General features: G+C 49.3%; 14 protein-coding genes. 3 read left to right on the forward strand and 11 right to left on the reverse strand.

Features of this window, described 5'->3' with window-relative positions; all coding sequences use genetic code 11:
• Positions 1–85: 85 nt before the first annotated feature.
• The 9 genes from ASG16_RS05510 to ASG16_RS05550 form a co-directional block, all read right to left on the reverse strand.
• Positions 86–1,282: a response regulator transcription factor gene (locus ASG16_RS05510; RefSeq protein WP_056488944.1), complete on the reverse strand. Its 1,197-nt coding sequence runs from the start codon at positions 1,280–1,282 to the stop codon at positions 86–88.
• A complete protein-coding gene (locus ASG16_RS05515) occupies positions 1,254–2,990 on the reverse strand; it encodes a cache domain-containing sensor histidine kinase (RefSeq protein WP_056488942.1) in 1,737 nt (578 codons plus the stop codon). The genes ASG16_RS05510 and ASG16_RS05515 overlap by 29 nt, the downstream gene beginning before the upstream one ends.
• Positions 2,991–3,086: 96 nt before the next feature.
• Entirely contained in the window at positions 3,087–6,191 is a 3,105-nt protein-coding gene (gene ebgA / locus ASG16_RS05520; protein ID WP_056488941.1) for a beta-galactosidase subunit alpha, read from the reverse strand.
• A gap of 18 nt (positions 6,192–6,209) precedes the next feature.
• On the reverse strand, positions 6,210–7,208 hold the full coding sequence (locus ASG16_RS05525) for an ROK family protein (RefSeq protein ID WP_056488939.1): 999 nt from the start codon (positions 7,206–7,208) through the stop codon (positions 6,210–6,212).
• A gap of 28 nt (positions 7,209–7,236) precedes the next feature.
• Positions 7,237–8,181, reverse strand: coding sequence for a 1-phosphofructokinase family hexose kinase (locus tag ASG16_RS05530; RefSeq protein WP_056488937.1), 945 nt, complete (start codon positions 8,179–8,181; stop codon positions 7,237–7,239).
• A gap of 1 nt (position 8,182) precedes the next feature.
• Positions 8,183–9,274: a bifunctional phosphoglucose/phosphomannose isomerase gene (locus tag ASG16_RS05535; protein ID WP_056488935.1), complete on the reverse strand. Its 1,092-nt coding sequence runs from the start codon at positions 9,272–9,274 to the stop codon at positions 8,183–8,185.
• Between the two features lie 29 nt (positions 9,275–9,303).
• Positions 9,304–10,167, reverse strand: a complete 864-nt coding sequence (locus ASG16_RS05540; RefSeq protein WP_056488934.1) for a class II fructose-bisphosphate aldolase — start codon at positions 10,165–10,167, stop codon at positions 9,304–9,306.
• A 34-nt stretch (positions 10,168–10,201) separates the two neighbouring features.
• Entirely contained in the window at positions 10,202–10,981 is a 780-nt protein-coding gene (locus ASG16_RS05545) for a DeoR/GlpR family DNA-binding transcription regulator (protein WP_056488933.1), read from the reverse strand.
• 183 nt (positions 10,982–11,164) lie between these two features.
• Positions 11,165–12,037 carry a LysR family transcriptional regulator gene (locus tag ASG16_RS05550; RefSeq protein ID WP_056488932.1) on the reverse strand — a complete coding sequence of 291 codons (873 nt, stop codon included), beginning with the start codon at positions 12,035–12,037 and terminating at the stop codon, positions 11,165–11,167.
• 149 nt (positions 12,038–12,186) lie between these two features.
• Between ASG16_RS05550 and ASG16_RS05555 the strand changes: the two genes are divergently transcribed.
• Entirely contained in the window at positions 12,187–12,777 is a 591-nt protein-coding gene (locus tag ASG16_RS05555; protein WP_056488930.1) for a DJ-1/PfpI family protein, read from the forward strand.
• A 55-nt stretch (positions 12,778–12,832) separates the two neighbouring features.
• Here the strand turns inward: ASG16_RS05555 and ASG16_RS05560 are convergent, their stop codons facing one another.
• Positions 12,833–14,170 carry an erythromycin esterase family protein gene (locus ASG16_RS05560; RefSeq protein WP_056488928.1) on the reverse strand — a complete coding sequence of 446 codons (1,338 nt, stop codon included), beginning with the start codon at positions 14,168–14,170 and terminating at the stop codon, positions 12,833–12,835.
• 259 nt (positions 14,171–14,429) lie between these two features.
• On the opposite strand from ASG16_RS05560, the gene ASG16_RS30825 reads away from it, so the two are divergent.
• On the forward strand, positions 14,430–14,588 hold the full coding sequence (locus tag ASG16_RS30825) for a hypothetical protein (RefSeq protein ID WP_007720288.1): 159 nt from the start codon (positions 14,430–14,432) through the stop codon (positions 14,586–14,588).
• A 29-nt stretch (positions 14,589–14,617) separates the two neighbouring features.
• On the opposite strand, the gene ASG16_RS05565 is transcribed toward ASG16_RS30825, so the two are convergent.
• Positions 14,618–16,408, reverse strand: a complete 1,791-nt coding sequence (locus ASG16_RS05565; protein ID WP_056488926.1) for a helix-turn-helix transcriptional regulator — start codon at positions 16,406–16,408, stop codon at positions 14,618–14,620.
• Positions 16,409–16,669: 261 nt separating this feature from the next.
• On the opposite strand from ASG16_RS05565, the gene ASG16_RS05570 reads away from it, so the two are divergent.
• Positions 16,670–18,844 carry a serine hydrolase domain-containing protein gene (locus tag ASG16_RS05570; protein WP_056488925.1) on the forward strand — a complete coding sequence of 725 codons (2,175 nt, stop codon included), beginning with the start codon at positions 16,670–16,672 and terminating at the stop codon, positions 18,842–18,844.
• The last annotated feature ends 83 nt before the right edge of the window (positions 18,845–18,927 follow it).

Below are 18,927 nucleotides of genomic sequence, written 5' to 3' on the forward strand. Positions count from 1 at the left end.
CTTTATTTTAATGAAGGAAAAAAAACGGTGAAACCGCCAACTGTTCGCAATAGTGTGTGAATTTGTTTCCTTTTTTTCGCTTTGTTCAGGTTTGCGCGGTGGAGTGGACGATTGTTCGACTGGACTCCTCCTTTTGTTTGAAACGGTAATGGCTCGGGGTCATCCCTGTATATTTTTTAAACCATTTGCTGAAGTATTTCGCGTCAGGAAGACCAACTCGCTCAGCTACCTCCTGAATGGACAGAGCTGTTTCATCCAGCATCGCTCGGGCCATTTTTACCCGGCGCTTGTCGAGAAACTCGCCGAAGCTCTCGCCCACTCCCTTTTTAAACATCACGCTAAAATGACTGCGGCTCAGCCCCACCTGTGAAGCTACCTCACTGACCGTCAATGGCGTATCCAGGCGATCGAGCGCGTAATGAACGGCCTGCTTGATCGGTTCCTGCCACGGGTCTTGAATGACGCCATACTTGCGCGCCCGCTCCTTGCGTTGGTAGAGCGTCCGTACTGTCTGCATCCACGGCTCGAGTCCGGCAAACGGGCTTGTTGTCTCCCAGCTCGTCACCTTTCCAGCCAGCTTCCATTCCACGAGCAATGATTCTACCTGCCTGCCGGTACTTGCGGGAGTCAACAAAAAACGGATATCGCCACATGCGATCCATTCCCATTGGCTGTCCAGCTCCCGTGTAATCCATGCCCGCTCCTGCTCCTCGCCATTTGCACTGCTGCCCATCCCTTCCAAGAGCCATACACGCATGGAATCGTTCATCCACGACCAGTGTGATTGCAGGAGGGAGGACAAGCTTTGCTCGAAATCCCGGCTCAAACCAGTCAACCACGCACCGAATTCTCGCTTCCATTCATCAGGGCGTTCATGGATTTTTTCAGGTCGCGTGCTCTCACCTGCCAACTCCGTCCGCAGCTTTTCCAACAACGTACCCCATTCCTCATCCTGAAACTCGGTCTTCAACAAATATCCGGACACCCCGAGAGAGATTCCCTGCTGGGCAAAAGAAAAATCGCGGTGACAGCTCAGCAGAAGCACCTTTGTTTGTGGAGCGTGCTCCTTCACCCGCCTGCACAGCTCCAGTCCATCCATTTCCGGCATAACGATGTCCGTAATCACCAGCTCGGGCTGTATTTGCAGGAAAGCCTCCCAGCCTTTCCTACCATTCGGTGCATCCGCTACCACTTCCATCCCGTAGCGACTCCACGGCACCATTGCCTTCAATCCTCTTCGCACCAGCACTTCGTCATCCACAATCATTACCTTGATGCTCATCAGGAAGTTCCTCCCTTTTCGGCCATGTGATTTGAATTGTGGTTCCTTCTCCTCTGACAGATGAAATCTTCATGCCGTGCTCCATACGGAAATGAAGCTTGAACTTCTGATCGACGTTGTACACGCCGAGTCCTCGTTTGCTAGAACGCTCCAGATCAGGATCGAGAAGTTTGGCCAATCGCTCCGGCACAATTCCTGCGCCGTCATCTTGCAACAGCAGCGTCACAAGCCCTTCTTTTTCACTGACACTGATCCGGATCGTTCCATGCCCGTCTTCGAATGCGTGGAAAAAAATATTTTCCAATAGCGGCTGGAGAGTCATGCGCGGGATCAAATAGCGACCGCAAGCCTCTACGCCCGTCTGTTCGTATTGAAAAACAGGCCCGTACCGCAGCTCTTGGATTTGCAGAAAATGCTCGACGGTTTGCAGTTCCTTATCCAACGGGACGAGCTCCTGCGTGATATCAAGATTGCCCTCTAGCACTTTGATGAGATGATAGAGCATATTGCCGATTTCATTGGCACCTGATAATCTTGCTTTCCACTGGATGGAATTGAGTGTATTGAACAACAGATGCGGGTTGATCTGGTAGTGAACGGCTCGCAGCTCTGCTTCCTTTTTCAACTGCTCAGTGCGACTCACCTCGGCGATTAGCGTCTGTATCCGCCTCACCATTTGGTTGAAGCTCACCCCTAACCGCCCCAGCTCATCTTCTGTGTCTACCTCTGCGCGCGTCTGTAGCTCGCCTGTACCGACCAGACGCATCGTTTCTTGAAGTCGTTTGATTTTGCCCGTAATCCGTCTGGAAAATAAATACGCCAAAAGGAGTGCCAGTACTGCCGAAAGAATCAGCGCCGCGATAAAAAAGGATTGAATCACTTCCGCAGAGCGGTTCATTTGCTCATACGGCAAGCGCACCTGAATCATCCAGTTGTTGGACTCCAGTGGCTTGTTCCAGACGACATCGCTCTCTTTCTGGACAAACGTACCCGCAGTCTGATAAATCAGCTCGCCATTTTTGGCTGTAATCGTCACATGCGCACTCATGTCCTCTTCTAGCTGCGAAAACAATTGAAACAGCTTGCCTGCCTTCATCTCGATCAAAATCCGGCTGTCCTTCAATACGCCATAACCACTGAGAACAGGAACGACCAGACCGAGCACCTTCTCCTGATTGCGCAGCTCCGCCTCATCCTGAAATCCGACATAATGCCGTGGTGTGTAAAAGCCGATCCATCGCTCCTCATCCAACTTGGCGGGCAGTGCTTTCCACCACGATTCTCGCATCAAATCCTGTCCATTGATCACATTTTCCCCGAAAAAATAACCGGTGGGCGTCACGATAAAAATGCCTTTTGTATCAAGGTTGCGGTGCGCCCCCAGGTATCGCTCGAAGTTTTTTTGTTCCAGGAAGCCTGTGTACGTCTTCGGCTGTTCCTCCCGCATGACGACCAACGTCGGGTCTGACACGTACGTATTGATGTCATAAGCCATGTATCTCATTTGACTCAGGTAATTGTCGATCTGGATTTGCAGTTGCGTAGCAATATACTCACCTGACTTGCTAAATTGCTCGCGAACGACCATCGACGATTTCCAATACGCCATACTCCCCAACGTAATCAGTGGAATAATGGCTGCAATCAGCATAAAAGCGAGCAGCTTGGCATGAATGCTTCTGCGCGGAAAGAGCGACCATGACTTCATGTGACAGAACCACCACCGGATTTTGATTAGTTGCACTATTCAATCTTCAACTAGATTGTACAACGTTTCGGCGATGCCTTCGAGAACAATCAGCGGTTAGTCCCACAAATTCCGCTTATACAATTGAACCGGAGAAATCGTATCCTTCGAAAAAGGCGTTAGCCTCATCTGGAAGAAAAACTCCTCTGGACGCAAGGCATGCTGCTCCGATTGCTTGGGTCCACAGCTATTGCTACCCAGCCCGTTTTGTCGATAATCGAGATGCAGTGTGACATACTCTCTTTTTACGAGATCTGTCGTGTGCTTCGCTTGCTCCAGATCGTCCGTATCATAGCGAAGTGCGATAAATTCCAGGGTCGGTTGACCCATCGCGAAAAGTCCAATGCCTCGCTGATCCGTGATCGACATCCATTTTACGTCCGTGCGATTGCCATTTTCCTGTGGAAATACGTAAGGTGTGTACAGCTCATCCACGCTCGCGTGATATACCCCAATGCGATTGGCTTCCTTACTGTCGATATACGCCTCTCCCGGTCCACGCCCATACCACGAGACACGCTCCATATCTTTGGCGACCAATAGCTTCAAGCCAATTCGTGGCAACATAGCTGGCGGGGTGCCTTTGGGTGTCCCTTGAACATCTACCTGCACTTCGCCATTTCCGAACACGGTATACGTGTAGCGGCACGCAAATCCCCAGTCGTATACAGGCGGAGCAATCCGTACATCGCAAGTTATGACCACCCGATCTTCTCGATCCTGCTGGATGCTTACATGCTCCACCCGGTTTTGCAAACGATCGAGGTACACCTTGCGCCACTCTTCCACTACGTACATGTCATTGTCAATCGGAGCACGCCAAAACGTCAGACGAGGTCCTGCCACCAACAACTCTTTGCCTGCAAACACCCAACTCGTCGGTACACCGCTCACTTTGTCAAAAAAGAACTGAAAATCTGCTCCTGTAAGGGTGACGTCCGTTTTCGTTTCTTTCGTATCTACTCTCCTGAACACAGGCTGATAGGGTGCGAGCGCAACCTGTTGGGCAACGGTTACTGGCAAGGCAAATTGTGCCCAAGCCAACTCATGTCCAGCCTGTACCCAGCTCTCATCTTGGTCCAGCACAAAGGAGAGCGTCAGCCAGTAATCGGTTCGATCCTGTACTTGCGCTGGCAAGGTATACGGAACAGCTACAATGTTGCTACTTGCTGCTTCTGTATGTGGCAGTGACAGCGATCCGCTCTGCACCACATGTCCGTCTGCTGTCACACTCCAAACCATTCTCACGTGCGCAAGCGTGCGGAAATCATAGCGGTTCGTAATGGTGACGAGCCCGTTTTCCAAATCAGTCGCTTCTACGATAATCGGCTCAATCACTTTTTTGTATTCGAGCAATCCAGGGGATGGGGTGCGATCCGGACGAATCAGTCCGTCGATGACGAAGTTGCCATTCGTCGGGTAGTCTCCGAAGTCTCCTCCGTAGGCATAATACTCTCGCCCATCCGGTGTATATTGGCGCAAGCCGTGATCAATCCATTCCCACACAAAACCGCCCTGCAAGCGTTGATATTTGTCAAACACATTGGCGTAGTCGCGCAAGCCACCGGGTCCATTTCCCATGGCATGAGCATACTCGCACATGATATGCGGCTTTTGCAGATGTTCATTTTCACCGTGCTGAATCATTTTTTCAATCGAGGAGTACATGGTGGAAAATACGTCGCACACTTCTGCTTCGCGATCCTCCTCGTAGTGGATGAGACGAGTCGGGTCCGCTTGTCTGCACCAAGCAGCCATCGCTCGGAAGTTGCAGCCGAAGCCAGATTCGTTGCCGAGCGACCACATGATGATCGATGGATGGTTTTTGTCCCGCTCTACCATGCGCTCCATGCGCTCCACATATGTCTGCGCCCACTCTGGATCATCGCTTAACAGACTAATGTTGCCCGTTAACTGGAAGCCATGTGTCTCCAAATCGGTTTCGTCCATGACATACAATCCGTACTGGTCGCACAAATCATAAAAACGCGGATCGTTCGGGTAATGTGCGGTACGAACGGCGTTGATGTTGTGACGCTTCATCATGAGCACATCTTCACGCATCGTTTCATACGGGACTGCCCGCCCAAGGTCAGGATGATGATCATGGCGGTTCACGCCGTTGAGGCGAATCGCTTTACCGTTAACGAAGAAGTTGTTTCCTCTTACTTCGATACGTCGGAAGCCCACGCGAATCGGGATGACTTCTGTCTTTTCGCCCGACTCCTGCTCAATCGCAAGCAGCAGATGATACAGGTTTGGCTCCTCCGCCGACCATTTTTTCGGCTCCTGCACCGGAAGCTCCAAGATTACGACCTTTTCTTGTCCGGCTGCCAGCTCGCCTGCCCCCCTGTCGGTCAGCGAAGCAATAAGCTTGTAGGATTGATCCAGCAGCTTTGCGGTCACGCTCACCCCGTCACAGACAGCAGCGGAACTGTTTTCTACATGGACACGTACGCGCAGCACACCATGGCGGAATTCTTCATCCAGATCAGTCACGACTGCCAAATCTCTCACGTGCAGCTTCGGTCTGGCAATCAGGGAAACATCCCGAAAAATCCCACTCAAGTACCACATATCCTGATCCTCGACATACGTACCGTCCGACCATTGGTACACTTGAACAGCCAAGCGATTCCTGCCTTCCTGCAACAGCTCCGTCACATCAAACTCAGATGGCAAGCGGCTTCCTTGACTATAGCCGACTTCCTTCCCGTTCAGCCACACATGAAAAGCGCTGTCGACCCCTTCAAATCGCAGGATCACCTGCTGATTTTTCCAGCCAGGCGCAACCGTAAACTCTCGCAAATAGCAGCCTGTCGGGTTATCTGACGGAACATGCGGCGGATCGACCGGAAACGGATAGTACAAGTCCGTGTAATGCGGTTTACCGTACCCTTGGAGCTGCCAATGCCCCGGTACCTGAATTCGAGCCCACTCCGTCGCATCATAATCGGCGGCAAAAAAGTTTTCTGGCACACGCAGTGGAGATTCTGCGTAAGCAAACTGCCAATGCCCATTTAACAATTGAAACCACGGTGTCGCGCCTCTTTCATATGTCAGTGCTCCCGATTCTTCCGGGTAAGACAAAAAGTAAGCCCGCGCCGCCAAGCGATTTCGCTCTAGCAACTGATGATTTGCCCAGTCATACCGTTGATGCATCGATGTACACTCCTCTTTTTACGATTTCACGGTTCCTTGTTCCCTGTTCGTTGCTTGCAGGGCCAAGGCGCCAGCACCGAGCATGCCTGCATCTGCACCGAGCTCGGCCAAGACGATCTTTGTCTGTTGATGTACGACTTCCATGGCGTGCCGTTGTACACTCGCTTGTACGGGGGCCAGCAATAGCTCCCCAGCTCGGCAAACGCCACCGCCAATCACTACGAGCTGCGGGTTGCACACGTTCACCAGTACAGACAAAGCCCAGCCAGTTACTTCACAAGCTTCGTTCCATGCGCAGGTCGCCACCGCATCACCTTGTTCCACGGCCGTAGCCACCTGCTCAGCCGTAATCTGCTCAATCTGTCCATCACACAGAGTAAACAGAGGAGAGGCCTTTGCTTGCCGCGGATTTGCATCGAGCTCCTTGTCCAAGCGTTCACGGGCCAATCTGGCAATACCTGTGGCAGATGCGACCGTCTCTACACAACCGAGCTTGCCGCAATTGCATGGAGCAGTCAGCCCTGGGTAACGCACATGGCCAATCTCTCCCGCAAAACCGTGACTGCCGCGAACGAGCTTGCCTTCGTTTACAATCCCTGCCCCCACCCCCGTACCAAGTGGCACGAAAACGAGGTGACTTACCTCCCGACCCGCACCGAATATGGCTTCTCCGAGCGCAGCCGTCCGTAAATCGTTTTCAAAAAAAAGCGGCAGCTCCACCAGCTTCGCAAGTGGTGTCCGCAAGTCTGCCTGATGCAATTGAAAGTTGGGCGAGTGAACTGATATCCCATTTTCCGCATCAAAAGGACCAGGAAATCCGATCCCTACTGACTCTATTGGAACGGGTGATTGATCCCGCAGTTCTTTAATCAAAGCAGCCATTCGCTCGATCAAGATGGGCAAGTTGTTATGAACTTTTGTCTCCTTGGCAGCCCGGAGGAGAATTCGCCCATTCTCGTCCATGACCGCCCCTTTCATTGTCGTACCACCGACATCGAGGCCAATTACATGGCGCATGCTGCTCCTCCCTTCTGAACCAGTTATTCTACTCGACTCGCTCCACATGCATCGGCTGACTCATCAACCGCTGCACATCGTCGGGCGCGATCATGCCCGCTCCAAACGACCGTGTATTCGCGGCCCCGCATGCCATCCCTAGCCAAATCGCATCTGGCCAAGCCAAGCCCCGCAGCTTTCCGACAAGGACACCCGCAAGCATGGAATCACCGCAGCCCACCGTATTTTTCAATTCGGTATCTGCTAATGAGATCGCGGAAATACGCCACATCTCCTGGCTATCGCCAAACCACGCGCCCTCCTCCCCCAACGAGAGAAGGACTCGTTGGGCACCGCGCTCACGCAGCTCGCGTATCGCTCTGCATCGGGCCTCGTCGCTATCCAGCGAAAATCCGAGAATCGCTTCTGCTTCCGGTCGATTGGGCTTGATGAGCGAAGGTGTTGCTTTTATTCCTTCCAGCAGGGCCTGACCGCTCGTATCGAGCACGCATGCGATTCCTTTCCCTGCGACACTTCGGATGAGCGCAGCGTAAGTTTGGGCTGGAACGCCACCTGGCAAGCTTCCGGAAAAAACCATGTACTGTGCCTGACCCGCCAACTCAATCAAACGCGTTTGCAAGCGACTGATCTCTTCTTCACTGGGCGATGGACCTTGCTCTAGCACTTCTGTCACCGTTTTTTCCTGTTCGTCGAGAAACGTGAGGCACAGTCGGGATTCTCCGCTCGTTTCGATAAAGGAGGACGCAATCCCCTCACGTTCGCAGCCTTCCACAATGAACCTCCCGTTGTGACCGGCGACAAAACCGCTAGCGACTACATCCTGACCCAATGCTTTTGCTACACGGGCCACATTTAGCCCTTTTCCGCCGGGCAAGCTCAGTACATCAGCCGTGCGATGCAGCTCTCCAGAACGAAAATGCGAGAGTCGATACGTCTTATCGATGGCCGCGTTCAGTGTTACCGTGACGAGCATGCTATCTCACCTGCACAGTAACGAGCGGCTGCCCCATTTTTTGTTTGAACAAATTGATCACTTCTACAGGGGTTGGATCGACACCGCGAATCAGAGCAGCGTACAGCGACACGAAGTCAGCCAAGTACACGATAGAAAACAACCGAGCCATTCGGGACACGCCGTGGGAGTGAACCACCCTTACCCCACCAGCACGCTCGCGCAAAATGTCGGCGCTTATCTCTACACGTTGGGTTGTCTTCTCGCTGTCCTCCAGATCGCGAATGAGTGTAAAATGAACACCCTTCAGCAGCGCAGACGGCGAATCCCACCCCACAGCCTCGTCGTGGTGAAGGCTCGGAATGGCGTTCCAAAATGCCATCAGCTTGCTGTTTTCCCCGAGCTGGTTTTTCCAACGCCATGCAGGAGCATCGAAAAACGGTAGTGTTCCGTACACGACAGGTATCAGCCCATCCATCTCGATGGCGATTTGCTTGGCTGCATTTTTCTCGATCGGAGAGTCCGTTCCGTAGATGTGCTTCCACTCCTCGAACAGGGCAATCGTCTCCTCTACCTCCGCACGCTTGTCGGAAATCAGCCCGAGCTTCGTCAGGATGGAGAGAATCGGCAAGAAAATGTAACCGAGTACGATCCGCGGCATCATTCCGCCCGGCACGAGCAAGCATGCATGATTGTGTTCGCGAGCCATCTCCAATACTTTTCCGCCCGCCGTAATGACAGCGATCTGTGCTCCTTTGGCGATCGCTGCTTCGTAGCCGCTGACGACTTCTTCTGTATTGCCGGAGTGGCTAACGACGATGACGAGCGTCTTCTCATCCACAAAAGCCGGGATGGTGTAGCCTTGATTTAACTGAAGCGGCACTTGCAGCTCGTCAAACAAATACGATTTGATCAAATTGACGCTCGCAGCCGAACCGCCACCCGTGCCAAGCACCACAATATTTTCAATTTTAACAGAAATATTAGATACATCTAAACTATCAGATAATTTAAGACCTGTTTTAAATTGTTCATCGTAGCTTTCCGTATCTTGCAGGGCAGAAATCGTGTCCAGCTCACGCAACGCTTTGGCATCATCGAGGTTTATACGCATGTAAAATCGTCCCTTCCTGTCTTTTTTCGTTAACGTACATTCGCTTTTCCAACACAACCGCACATCTCCATCTTGGCGAGAGCGACTTCTTTGACTGCTTGCTTGGCCTGCTTCATATAGGTGCGCGGGTCGTTTTCCTGCGGGTTGTTGTCAAATACGCCCTTGATCGCTTGTGAAAACGCGATACGCAGCTCTGTCGCTACGTTCATTTTTGCCATACCGAGCTGAACCGCCCGCTTCACCTGCTCCACGGGAATTCCCGAGCCGCCGTGCAACACAAGCGGTACAGAAACACGACGGGCAATCTCTTCAATGCGGGCAAAATCAATGCGCGGCTCCCCCTTGTAAATCCCGTGAGCCGTACCAATGGCCGGAGCCAACGTATCCACGCCGGTCAATTCGATAAATCTCTCGCACTCGATCGGGTCAGCCAGCGCAGCATCTGCATCATCGACGACGAGATCGTCCTCCACGCCCCCGACCTTGCCGAGCTCAGCCTCCACATTGACACCGCGCTCCCTAGCCAGCTCCACTACACGCCTCGTCATCGACGCATTTTCCGCGAAAGGATGCATCGACGCATCGATCATGACCGATGTGTAACCCGCTTCGATACATCGCATAATCAGTTCCTCTTCATGACAATGATCCAAATGCAGGGCAATCGGCACCTGGGCCTCTTCTGAGGCTACCCGGGCGATTGCTGCTACATACTCCGGTCCGAGATGCCGGACCGTTCCGACTGTGGTCTGTAAAATGAGCGGTGCGTTTGCTTCGCAAGCCGCCTCCACTACCGCTTGGAGCATTTCCATCGTGTGCACGTTGAATGCCCCCACACAATATCCTTGTTCTCTTGCTGTGCGCAGCATCTGTGTCGATGATACCAACGCCATATCGATCCCCCCGTTTCCTTTTTGATCTGGCAGTTTACCTGCTCACACCCTGCAAGCTCGCCAGCTCCAGGTTGATGCCCAGCTCCGCATACTTGCTGACAAGATGCTGTGCCGCCGCATCTGTAATAATCCGATCGACATCGGACACCCCGGCGAACTTCGCCAAATGCGTCTCTCCGAACTTGCTATGGTCGGCCAGCACGTAGACTTTTCTGGCGCGTTCCATCATGACCTGGTTGATTTGCGCTTCGGCCAGATTGAGCGTCGTCAGCCCATTTTCCGGATGAACCCCATCTGCCCCGATAAAGCATTTGAAGACAGAAAGTCCTCGCAAATTGTCCGCTGCGACAGAACCAACGAGCGCAAAGGATTTGTGGCGCATCTCTCCACCGATCAAGATGACGTGATGCTTGCCTTGACTGTTCAGCTCCATCGCGATGTTGACCGCATTGGTCACGACCGTCAGATCATTCAAGCCGCGCAGCAGCTTGGCGAGCTCCATCATCGTTGTCCCTGCCCCGAGAATAACCGTGTCCCCCGGCTGTATGTGCGATAGCGCCTGATGGGCAATCGCTTGCTTTTCTTCGCTTCTCTCTTCCAGCTTTTCCGTAAAACTGCGCTCCAATGGCAAGAAATTCGTAATCGTCGCTCCTCCGTGAATGCGGGTCAGCAGGCCATCGTTTTCGAGCTTGATCAAATCTTTTCGGATCGTTACTTCAGACACATCCAGCGCCAGACTCAATTGGCTGACGGTTACGCTCTGTTCTGCCTTCAATTGTTCGAGAATCTTGCTGTGCCGTTCGGCTGCCAGCATATGACTTCACTTCCTTACGATCATAAATGATATTGTTTCGTTTTATTTCTATTTCCCTTTCGTTTACTTTCACTTTGATCTTAGCATTGCGGAAAAACGAATGTCAAACAAGATATGAAATTTTCCGAAAATAAAACCAGCCTGCTCTGGTTCTCGACCAAAACAGACTGGTTGGTTGCCTATTTACCCGATATCCCGACTTTCCATCATGAAATCAATAAACTTCTTATGCGCCCGTGAGAGCCACTTGTTTTTATGGTAGGCAATTTGCGCATAGAACAACAGCTCTTCCTCGCACGCGATCATTTTCACTTTTTGCTCATTCAACAAGGCTTCGACGCTAATATACGGCATCAAGCTCACGCCTAGCCCGTTCGCTACACTCTGCTTGATCGCTTCCATACTGGAGAACTCCAGGTGGTGCATCGGCCTGATCTCCCTTTTTTCCAAGAATCGTTGAAAAAACCGCCGCAGAGCACAATGCTCTCCACTGAAAATCATGCATTCCTCGCCAGCATCCTCTATTTTTTCAAACGAATGATCGCGCCCTCCTATAAAAACCAGGTGCTCGGTCGAGAACGGCTCCACGACCAGATTCGGATCATTGAGCTTTGGCTCCAGCGTGATCACGATATCCAATAGACCTTCATGCAGCTTTTCCCGCAAGCGACTACAATCATCCATCACAAATGAAATATTTACGCCCGGGTAGCTCCCTCTGTACTTGGACAAAATGTCCCCCAACCGATAGATCGTAATCGTCTCCGAGGCTCCGATGCGCAGCTCGCCTTGCAGTGATTGCTCATTCGCCGATATATCCTTGATCTTCGCGTACGAAACCAGCAGCTCCTCGACATACGTGTACAGCTCACGGCCATAGGCGGTTAACTGAATTTTCTTTCCCAGTCGATCAAACAGAGGAACTCCCATGCCTTCCTCCAACTGCTGAATATGGGACGTAATCGTCGCCTGTGAATATTGCAGTGCTTGTGCGGCCTTCGTAAAGCTGTTGAAATCAACGACTGCCTTAAAGGTTTGAAATTGGCGAATCTCCATGCCGCTCCCCCTTGCCCGCATGTTTTATTATCAGAAATCCTGAAGATCATCTTCAGAACTTTCATTTTTACTAATAACTAATGATAGCATATCATTCTTGGTAAGTACCGGTACGGCTTGAACGATTCGAACAGAGGAGCTGATTTTCGATGAAAAAAGTGTGTTTGTTATTACCGAATGGCTTTGAAGCAGTAGAGGCTAGCGTATTTACAGACGTAATCGGCTGGAACAAGGAAGAGGGCGACGGGACAACGGAGCTGGTGACGGTGGGAACGCGCAAAGAGTTGAAATGCACATGGAATTTTACCGTAATCCCCGAAATGGTGATCGACGATGCGGATGTAAATGACTTCGATGCACTGGCACTGCCTGGCGGTTTTGAGCAGGCGGGCTTTTATGAAGATGCTTATCGCGAAGACGTTCTCGCTTTCATACGTGAATTTGAAAAGCAAGGCAAAGTGATCGCCTCCATCTGTGTCGGCGCACTACCGCTCGGGAAAAGCGGGATTTTGCAAGGACGGAAAGCAACGACCTACAACCTGAACAACCAGTTACGGCAAAAACAACTAGCTGCGATGGGTGCCAATGTCATCCCTGACCAATCCATCGTCATCGACAACAACATCATCACCTCATACAATCCATCGACCGCTTTTGATGTGGCATTTACTCTTCTAGAGTCGCTGACATCCCGCGAAAACACCGACAATGTGAAGCGCTTGATGGGGTTTCTTGTATAATAAAACCGGCATTTTGCCCAATGCTCTTGGGTAAATGCCGGTTTCTTTCTGCTATTTAACGAACAAGCTCGCCAGCGCTCACTGTGTCTAAATGAATGAGAATATCAAACGCTTGCCCAAGCGAAGTTGTTATCGTGTTTGGTTTGCTTGGGTCAGCAGAACCGAATCCGATTAAAAACGGCTGTTCTTCCTCTAACCATTTTTGGGTGAGACCTGTAGCATTCCGTAAATCAACAAAGTATTGATCCTTTGAGACTTGATCCAGAGTATGATTGAATGTTTTTGGATCATTCAATTGAATGGTAGCTGGAACAATTTTATTTTCAAGGTTAAACGCGTTATAATCGCCTTTCCCGAATGAAGTTCCAATCGTTACATATTCCTTTCCATAATGCTCCAGTAAATGCTGACCGGCGAGCTTCGGGTATACCTCTTGCAACATATTGTTCTTTGCGATGTGGCCATTGTGACCCCATACGATTGTTTTTCCCATCTGTTCATGAGCCCACTTCGCATTCTCAAACATCGCGATATCATGCTTCAAAAATAATTCAGATGGATTCTCCGAGTAGCCGAAATAAATGCCAGTAAATTGCTCAATGACCTTGGCGTGTTGCTTAATCCTTGCGAACTCCTTGGATTGGCCGTTCAGACTGCTTTTGTTTTGTTCCAATATTTCCGTGATTTCTTTCGCTTGCTCCTGATGTTTTTCCTGAATGGCCTGTGGCAAAGCTGAATAGGTTTCCAGGTCCTTCGTAACTTCGGCAAGTTCCTTCATTTTATTATTCACACGGGGTAGCAGGTCAGGCTTATATTTTTTTATATACTGTCTGATCTCATCGTATACATTTTCGCTGACATTTTGTACATCCATTCCGACCACCCGCAGTTTCTCTTCGTTCTCGGGATCGGCATTGTACTCACGCATCCATTCCAGCATGTCTACGATTTCTTTTGTTTGAAATATAGGCATTAGGAATTTACTCGGATTCCCTTCTCCTGTGAGAACGTAATGATCAAGTTTCAATGCGTTGCCCCAGTTTTCTTCTAATACAAGGGTGGTAAAGCCCATTTCCATGACGAGAAATTCAACAAACCGGTGTTTCATCGTATAAATTTCACGACTTCCATGATTTGCCTCACCTAAACCTACGATTGAAGCAGAACCGATCATTTGGCGCAGCGGTTCAATATCTTTAAGATCAGTCCCAGGCTCAGCGCTATTCAATTGGAAAGAGTTCAGCTCTAACCATTCTTTTGGACTTAGATTTTCTGCCTTCTTCCCTTGTTGTTCGCTGTCCATCTCGGTTAATGGAGCTGTATTCGTGCATCCTGTTATGAGTAGTAGACCACAAATCGATACCGCGACGATGCTACTTCTGTAAAAGTTCATTTCTCTTTCCTCCTAAAAACTTCGTTGGCGCAAAGTATGGCACGGGCACTGCCTGTACAACAAGTAGCGTTTTGTCATAAGTTTGAGACGCCCTGTTACCAACAGTTTCTCCCTACCCCATATGACAATTTGTCATCAAAAAAAGCACCGGATCTTGAAGATCGGTACTTTTGAAATAGCATTTCCAATGTCATATGCTGCAATCGGGGATAAGAATAAGCCATCCATCACACCCTACCTTCTAAAGGAGTGGTGAATCATGGATAATAAAAAGCGTTCCTCTGAGCACGATCCAACGATTGCGCCAAGTATGTACGGTCATGATCCATTAGAAGAAAAAGCGACAGAAGAAGAAGTGGAAAAAGGGGATTACACAAAGGTAACGCGGCTGTTCCTGGATCGAACGCCGGAAGAGTAAAGACGGGATTTCTCCCGTCTTTTTGTCATCTATAGAATACTCTCGGTTCGCGCCAGCTCAATTGCTTCTTCCCGGTTGCTGACACCGAGCTTCGAGTAAAGAGTGGAACAGTAATTCCGTACCGTTCCCTCCGATAAATATAGTTTGGTGGCAATCGATTTGTAGCGAAGCCCATCCGATAAAAGCTGTAAAATCTCTCTTTCCCGTTTCGTCAATCCATACGGATCATTCGGGCTGTACTTCTCTAACTGCTCACGTTGGCGCTTCATCTCTTCGAATACGCGCGTGGCGATCGACTGATCAAGCCACGTTCCCCCGCTATTGATAAGCTTCATCGCTTCCATCATCTCTTTTGGACGAGTAGACTTCAGCATATATCCTTCCGCCCCGTGCTCCAATGCTGTTGCCGCCTGTACCGAATCCTCAAACGTTGTCATGACCACAACCTTCATGTTCGGCCAGCGTTTTTTCATTTGAAGGAAGGTCTCCAGTCCATTCATCCCTTGCATGTGCACATCCATTAGCACGATATCCGGCTGATGTCGCTCACACTGTTCTAATGCTTCATGCCCATCACTCGCTGTACCCACAACGATAAAGTTGTCCTGCTGGCTTAAAATTTGCTGTAAGCTGTCGGCAATCATCACCTGATCATCAACAATAAGCAGGCGGATACTTCCCTGTCCAGCTTCTGCCTGTATGGGAACATTACAAATGACAACGGTTCCTTGCCCTGATTGTGAATGAACGGACAGCGTACCTTGCTGTTGCTCAAGCCGTTCTTTTATTCCCTTTAGTTCTAAGCCGAATTCGATAGACTCTAGTCCGTTTCCATTATCTTCAATTTGTAAACGGAGTTGCTGACTTTCGAAATACAGATCAACAGCTATCACGCTTGCTTGGCCGTGACGAACCGTATTTGTAAGCAATTCTTGCAGGCAACGATATAAAGAAATGCTCATTTTTTGCATAACGAGCGTCTCACTGCCGATCACACGGAAGTTGACCGTTACACCTGTTGACTTCATAAATTCTTCCGTCAGTTCCAGGAGCGACTCACTTAACGACTGGTTGAACCGGGCATGAGCATGAGAGAGCTGATGCAAATGCTTTCTGATATCATCCAGGCTGCCCTGTGCTATGGAGACAAGTTTATCGATTCGTTCGATCTGTGAATCAGCAACCGAGGACCGGAGCGACTCAACACCAACAATCAGAGAGGTTAACGAATGGCCAATCGTGTCATGCAATTCATGTGACAACCGATTACGTTCCTCGATCAGTGTCAGCTCCTCGATTTGCTTAATATGCTGCTCCAATAATTGCTTCTGTTCTTGAATGATACGACCTTGCTTATGAGACTCAATTAATATGCTAAATGCCATCCCAATCGCAAAACCAAAGCTGCAACTAAACATGAACTCGTACGGGAGACGATTGGTAATCAACCCGTTTAAAGCCGGAAAAATAATCCCACTAGAGATTCCCGTCCACATATACGTTCTGCGACTACTGGCCACACCAATAATGATTACTAGTAGAACGAAAGGCCAAGTCCATCCTGGTGCTACAAAGGCCACAAATAGATAAAAAAAGCCTGTCATTACGACTTCGACTGCCAGATACCAATTTTTTTTTCTATATTGAACGATCAATGGAATGGCATAAACCAAAAGGGCAATTAGGATGATGACTCCGAACGGAACGGCTATCATTGCCGGATACATAACATCTGCGATGACGATGATACCTAGCCAAATCGTTCGCAAGGCAAAAATCACCCAATTGTACCAGAACCATTTTTTTATGTTGAATAACATTTTTCATGTACTCCTGCTCATTTGAATGGTAAGGAATTTCCCGAATGTTTCTGACTCATCATGCCTCACCAATTCCTGATCCGTCAAGCAAAATGCGCCGTGTCATATAGCCTTTATGACATTTTATCATGCCGCAAATATGATCAGTTAGCACGATGTCATACATAGATCGAACGGTATTGTCACTATGTGATTTTACAGCCCTGAGAATAAGGTGGATGTGTAAAGACGACACATATCAACTTACAGGAGCGATGAGAAATGAAACCATTCCCTATGCAAAAAGGAGCGTCCCTTACGTTATCTGCCTTATTGATAGGAACGCTGATACTTCCTACTTACGGTTGTGCGGAAGCAGGTGTGGACCTGACAATCACGCAACAACAGAAAACGGATCATGCCAAAATAAAAGAAGCGATTGATAAAGCTGCTGCCAGCGAAAACATTCCAGGTGTCCTCTTTGCAGTAAAGAAGGGAAATGATTTCTGGTCGTATGCTTCCGGCGAAGCGAATATAGAAAGTAAGAAACCGATGGAAGCTGACTTTTCATTTCGAATCGGGAGTATAACGAAATCGTTCGTCGGTGTAGTGACCCTGCAACTAGCTGAGGAAAAGAAGCTAAGCCTCGATGACTCGGTAGAAAAATGGCTCCCAGGTGTCGTCCAAGGAAACGGATATGACGGTAACAAAATTACGATTCGTCAGTTATTAAATCATTCGAGTGGAGTGGCAGACTACTTAGATGATGAACTCAAGGAAAGTATAATCCAGAACTCCACTCAAACGTTTACAGCAGAACAACTCATTTCTCGCGCATTAAAGCATACACCGACTAACGGTGGCTATTCGAATACGAATACAGTGCTGATGAAACTCGTTATCCAAAAGGTCACAGGAGAAACGGTTGCCGAACAAATCAAGAAACGAGTGATTGAGCCGCTTCAACTAACAGAAACGTTTTTCCCGGATCACTCACAATCCATTCCGAAAAACAGTCCGAATGGATACTTTAACAATGCCGGTACATTAATGGATATAACTGACCTTAACCCTTCGTTTGCAGACGCAGCAGGGGCTATGATCTCGACTACGAAAGATTTAACAACGTTCTTTAGCGCTTTATTGGGCGGAAAATTGTTAACACCTGAGATGCAGAAAGAAATGTTAACCACTGTTTCTAATCCATACGGGAAATTCGGACTCGGTATTCAGGAAGTAACATTGCCGGATGGCACTACCATATGGGGTCATCAAGGCGGCATTCCTGGATTCACCAACTTCGCAGGTGGAACAAAAGACGGCGAGCACGTGATCGCGATGAGTATCAATGCATTAGGAGATACTGTTTCTCATATGGAGAACATCCAGATGACTGAATTCTCGGGACAAGCCAAGCAACCATCCACCCCGGATCAAGCAGCTCAAAAACATGGGGAAGAAATGAAGGACTTCATTGATCAGAAAGCAAAAGTCGAGGGAGTCCCTGGAATCATTGCTGCTGGGTTAAGAGACGGAGAATACTGGTCTTATGCAGCGGGTGTAGCCAACCTCGATCATAAAAATCCGATGGAACCAGACTTTACTTTCCGTATTGGCAGTGTCACAAAGGCGTTTGTTGCTACCCTTGTCTTACAGTTGGCTCAGGAGAAAAAGCTGAATTTGGATGACTCGGTAGAAAAATGGCTCCCAGGTGTGGTAAAGGGCAATGGGTATGACGGCAACAAAATCACGATTCGTATGTTATTGAACCAAACGAGCGGGATTGCAAGCTATACGAGTACAGAAATGCGGTACGCTACCTCATTCCCTCAATATACCGTTAATGACCTTGTACGTATGGGACTGGCTAAGCCGCCAGTATTTCAACCAGGGGCAGGCTGGGACTATTCGAATACAAATACCGTACTAGCTGGTCTTGTTATTCAAAAGGTGACAGGAGAAACGTACGATGTGCAGATGAAGAAACGGATCCTCGACCCGCTTCAGATGACAAATACATCCTTTAGTGGTAGTAATCCAAAAATCCCGGGCCAGCATGCCACAGGCTATAGCCTGAATCGGGAAGGGAAACTGTTTGATTTCACAGAGTATAATCCTTCATTCGCGAATGCTGCGGGGGAACTGATCTCGACAGGGAAAGATTTGACCACCTTTTTTAGTGCCCTTTTGAGTGGGAAACTATTAAGTGACGAGATGATGAAGCAGATGACAACAGGTGTGGACTCACCTATTGGCAAATATGGACTGGGAATTTTTGGGGTGACGCTGCCGAACGGAAAGACCTATTGGGGTCATGGAGGCGGCATTCATGGGTTTGAAACGTTAGCGGGTGGTCCCTTAGGCGGGAAGGATATTTTGGTGACGAACATCAATGCGGTCGGTCCAGAACCTGTCGTCGCTAATCAAGCCATGTTCGAAAAGGAATTTAGCCGTTAAGTTAAAATGGAAAAATGATAGAAGGCTTTTGACTTGGGAACTCCAAGAGCAATAAGCCTTTTTCCTTTTTGTCTTTCTTCCAT

The sequence above is a fragment of the Brevibacillus sp. Leaf182 genome (assembly GCF_001423865.2).
GTDB classification, from domain to species: domain Bacteria; phylum Bacillota; class Bacilli; order Brevibacillales; family Brevibacillaceae; genus Brevibacillus; species Brevibacillus brevis_C.

Bases quoted from the DNA above. Each gene is read 5' to 3' on its own strand.
- ASG16_RS05555 (WP_056488930.1), top strand. From the start codon at position 12,187: ATGAAAAAAGTGTGTTTGTTATTACCGAATGGCTTTGAAGCAGTAGAG.
- ASG16_RS05515 (WP_056488942.1), bottom strand. From the start codon at position 2,990: ATGAAGTCATGGTCGCTCTTTCCGCGCAGAAGCATTCATGCCAAGCTG.
- ASG16_RS05510 (WP_056488944.1), bottom strand. From the start codon at position 1,282: ATGAGCATCAAGGTAATGATTGTGGATGACGAAGTGCTGGTGCGAAGA.
- ASG16_RS05560 (WP_056488928.1), bottom strand. From the start codon at position 14,170: ATGAACTTTTACAGAAGTAGCATCGTCGCGGTATCGATTTGTGGTCTA.
- ASG16_RS05545 (WP_056488933.1), bottom strand. From the start codon at position 10,981: ATGCTGGCAGCCGAACGGCACAGCAAGATTCTCGAACAATTGAAGGCA.
- ebgA (WP_056488941.1), bottom strand. From the start codon at position 6,191: ATGCATCAACGGTATGACTGGGCAAATCATCAGTTGCTAGAGCGAAAT.
- ASG16_RS05530 (WP_056488937.1), bottom strand. From the start codon at position 8,181: ATGCTCGTCACGGTAACACTGAACGCGGCCATCGATAAGACGTATCGA.
- ASG16_RS05570 (WP_056488925.1), top strand. From the start codon at position 16,670: ATGAAACCATTCCCTATGCAAAAAGGAGCGTCCCTTACGTTATCTGCC.
- ASG16_RS05540 (WP_056488934.1), bottom strand. From the start codon at position 10,167: ATGGCGTTGGTATCATCGACACAGATGCTGCGCACAGCAAGAGAACAA.
- ASG16_RS05535 (WP_056488935.1), bottom strand. From the start codon at position 9,274: ATGCGTATAAACCTCGATGATGCCAAAGCGTTGCGTGAGCTGGACACG.
- ASG16_RS30825 (WP_007720288.1), top strand. From the start codon at position 14,430: ATGGATAATAAAAAGCGTTCCTCTGAGCACGATCCAACGATTGCGCCA.
- ASG16_RS05565 (WP_056488926.1), bottom strand. From the start codon at position 16,408: ATGTTATTCAACATAAAAAAATGGTTCTGGTACAATTGGGTGATTTTT.
- ASG16_RS05550 (WP_056488932.1), bottom strand. From the start codon at position 12,037: ATGGAGATTCGCCAATTTCAAACCTTTAAGGCAGTCGTTGATTTCAAC.
- ASG16_RS05525 (WP_056488939.1), bottom strand. From the start codon at position 7,208: ATGCGCCATGTAATTGGCCTCGATGTCGGTGGTACGACAATGAAAGGG.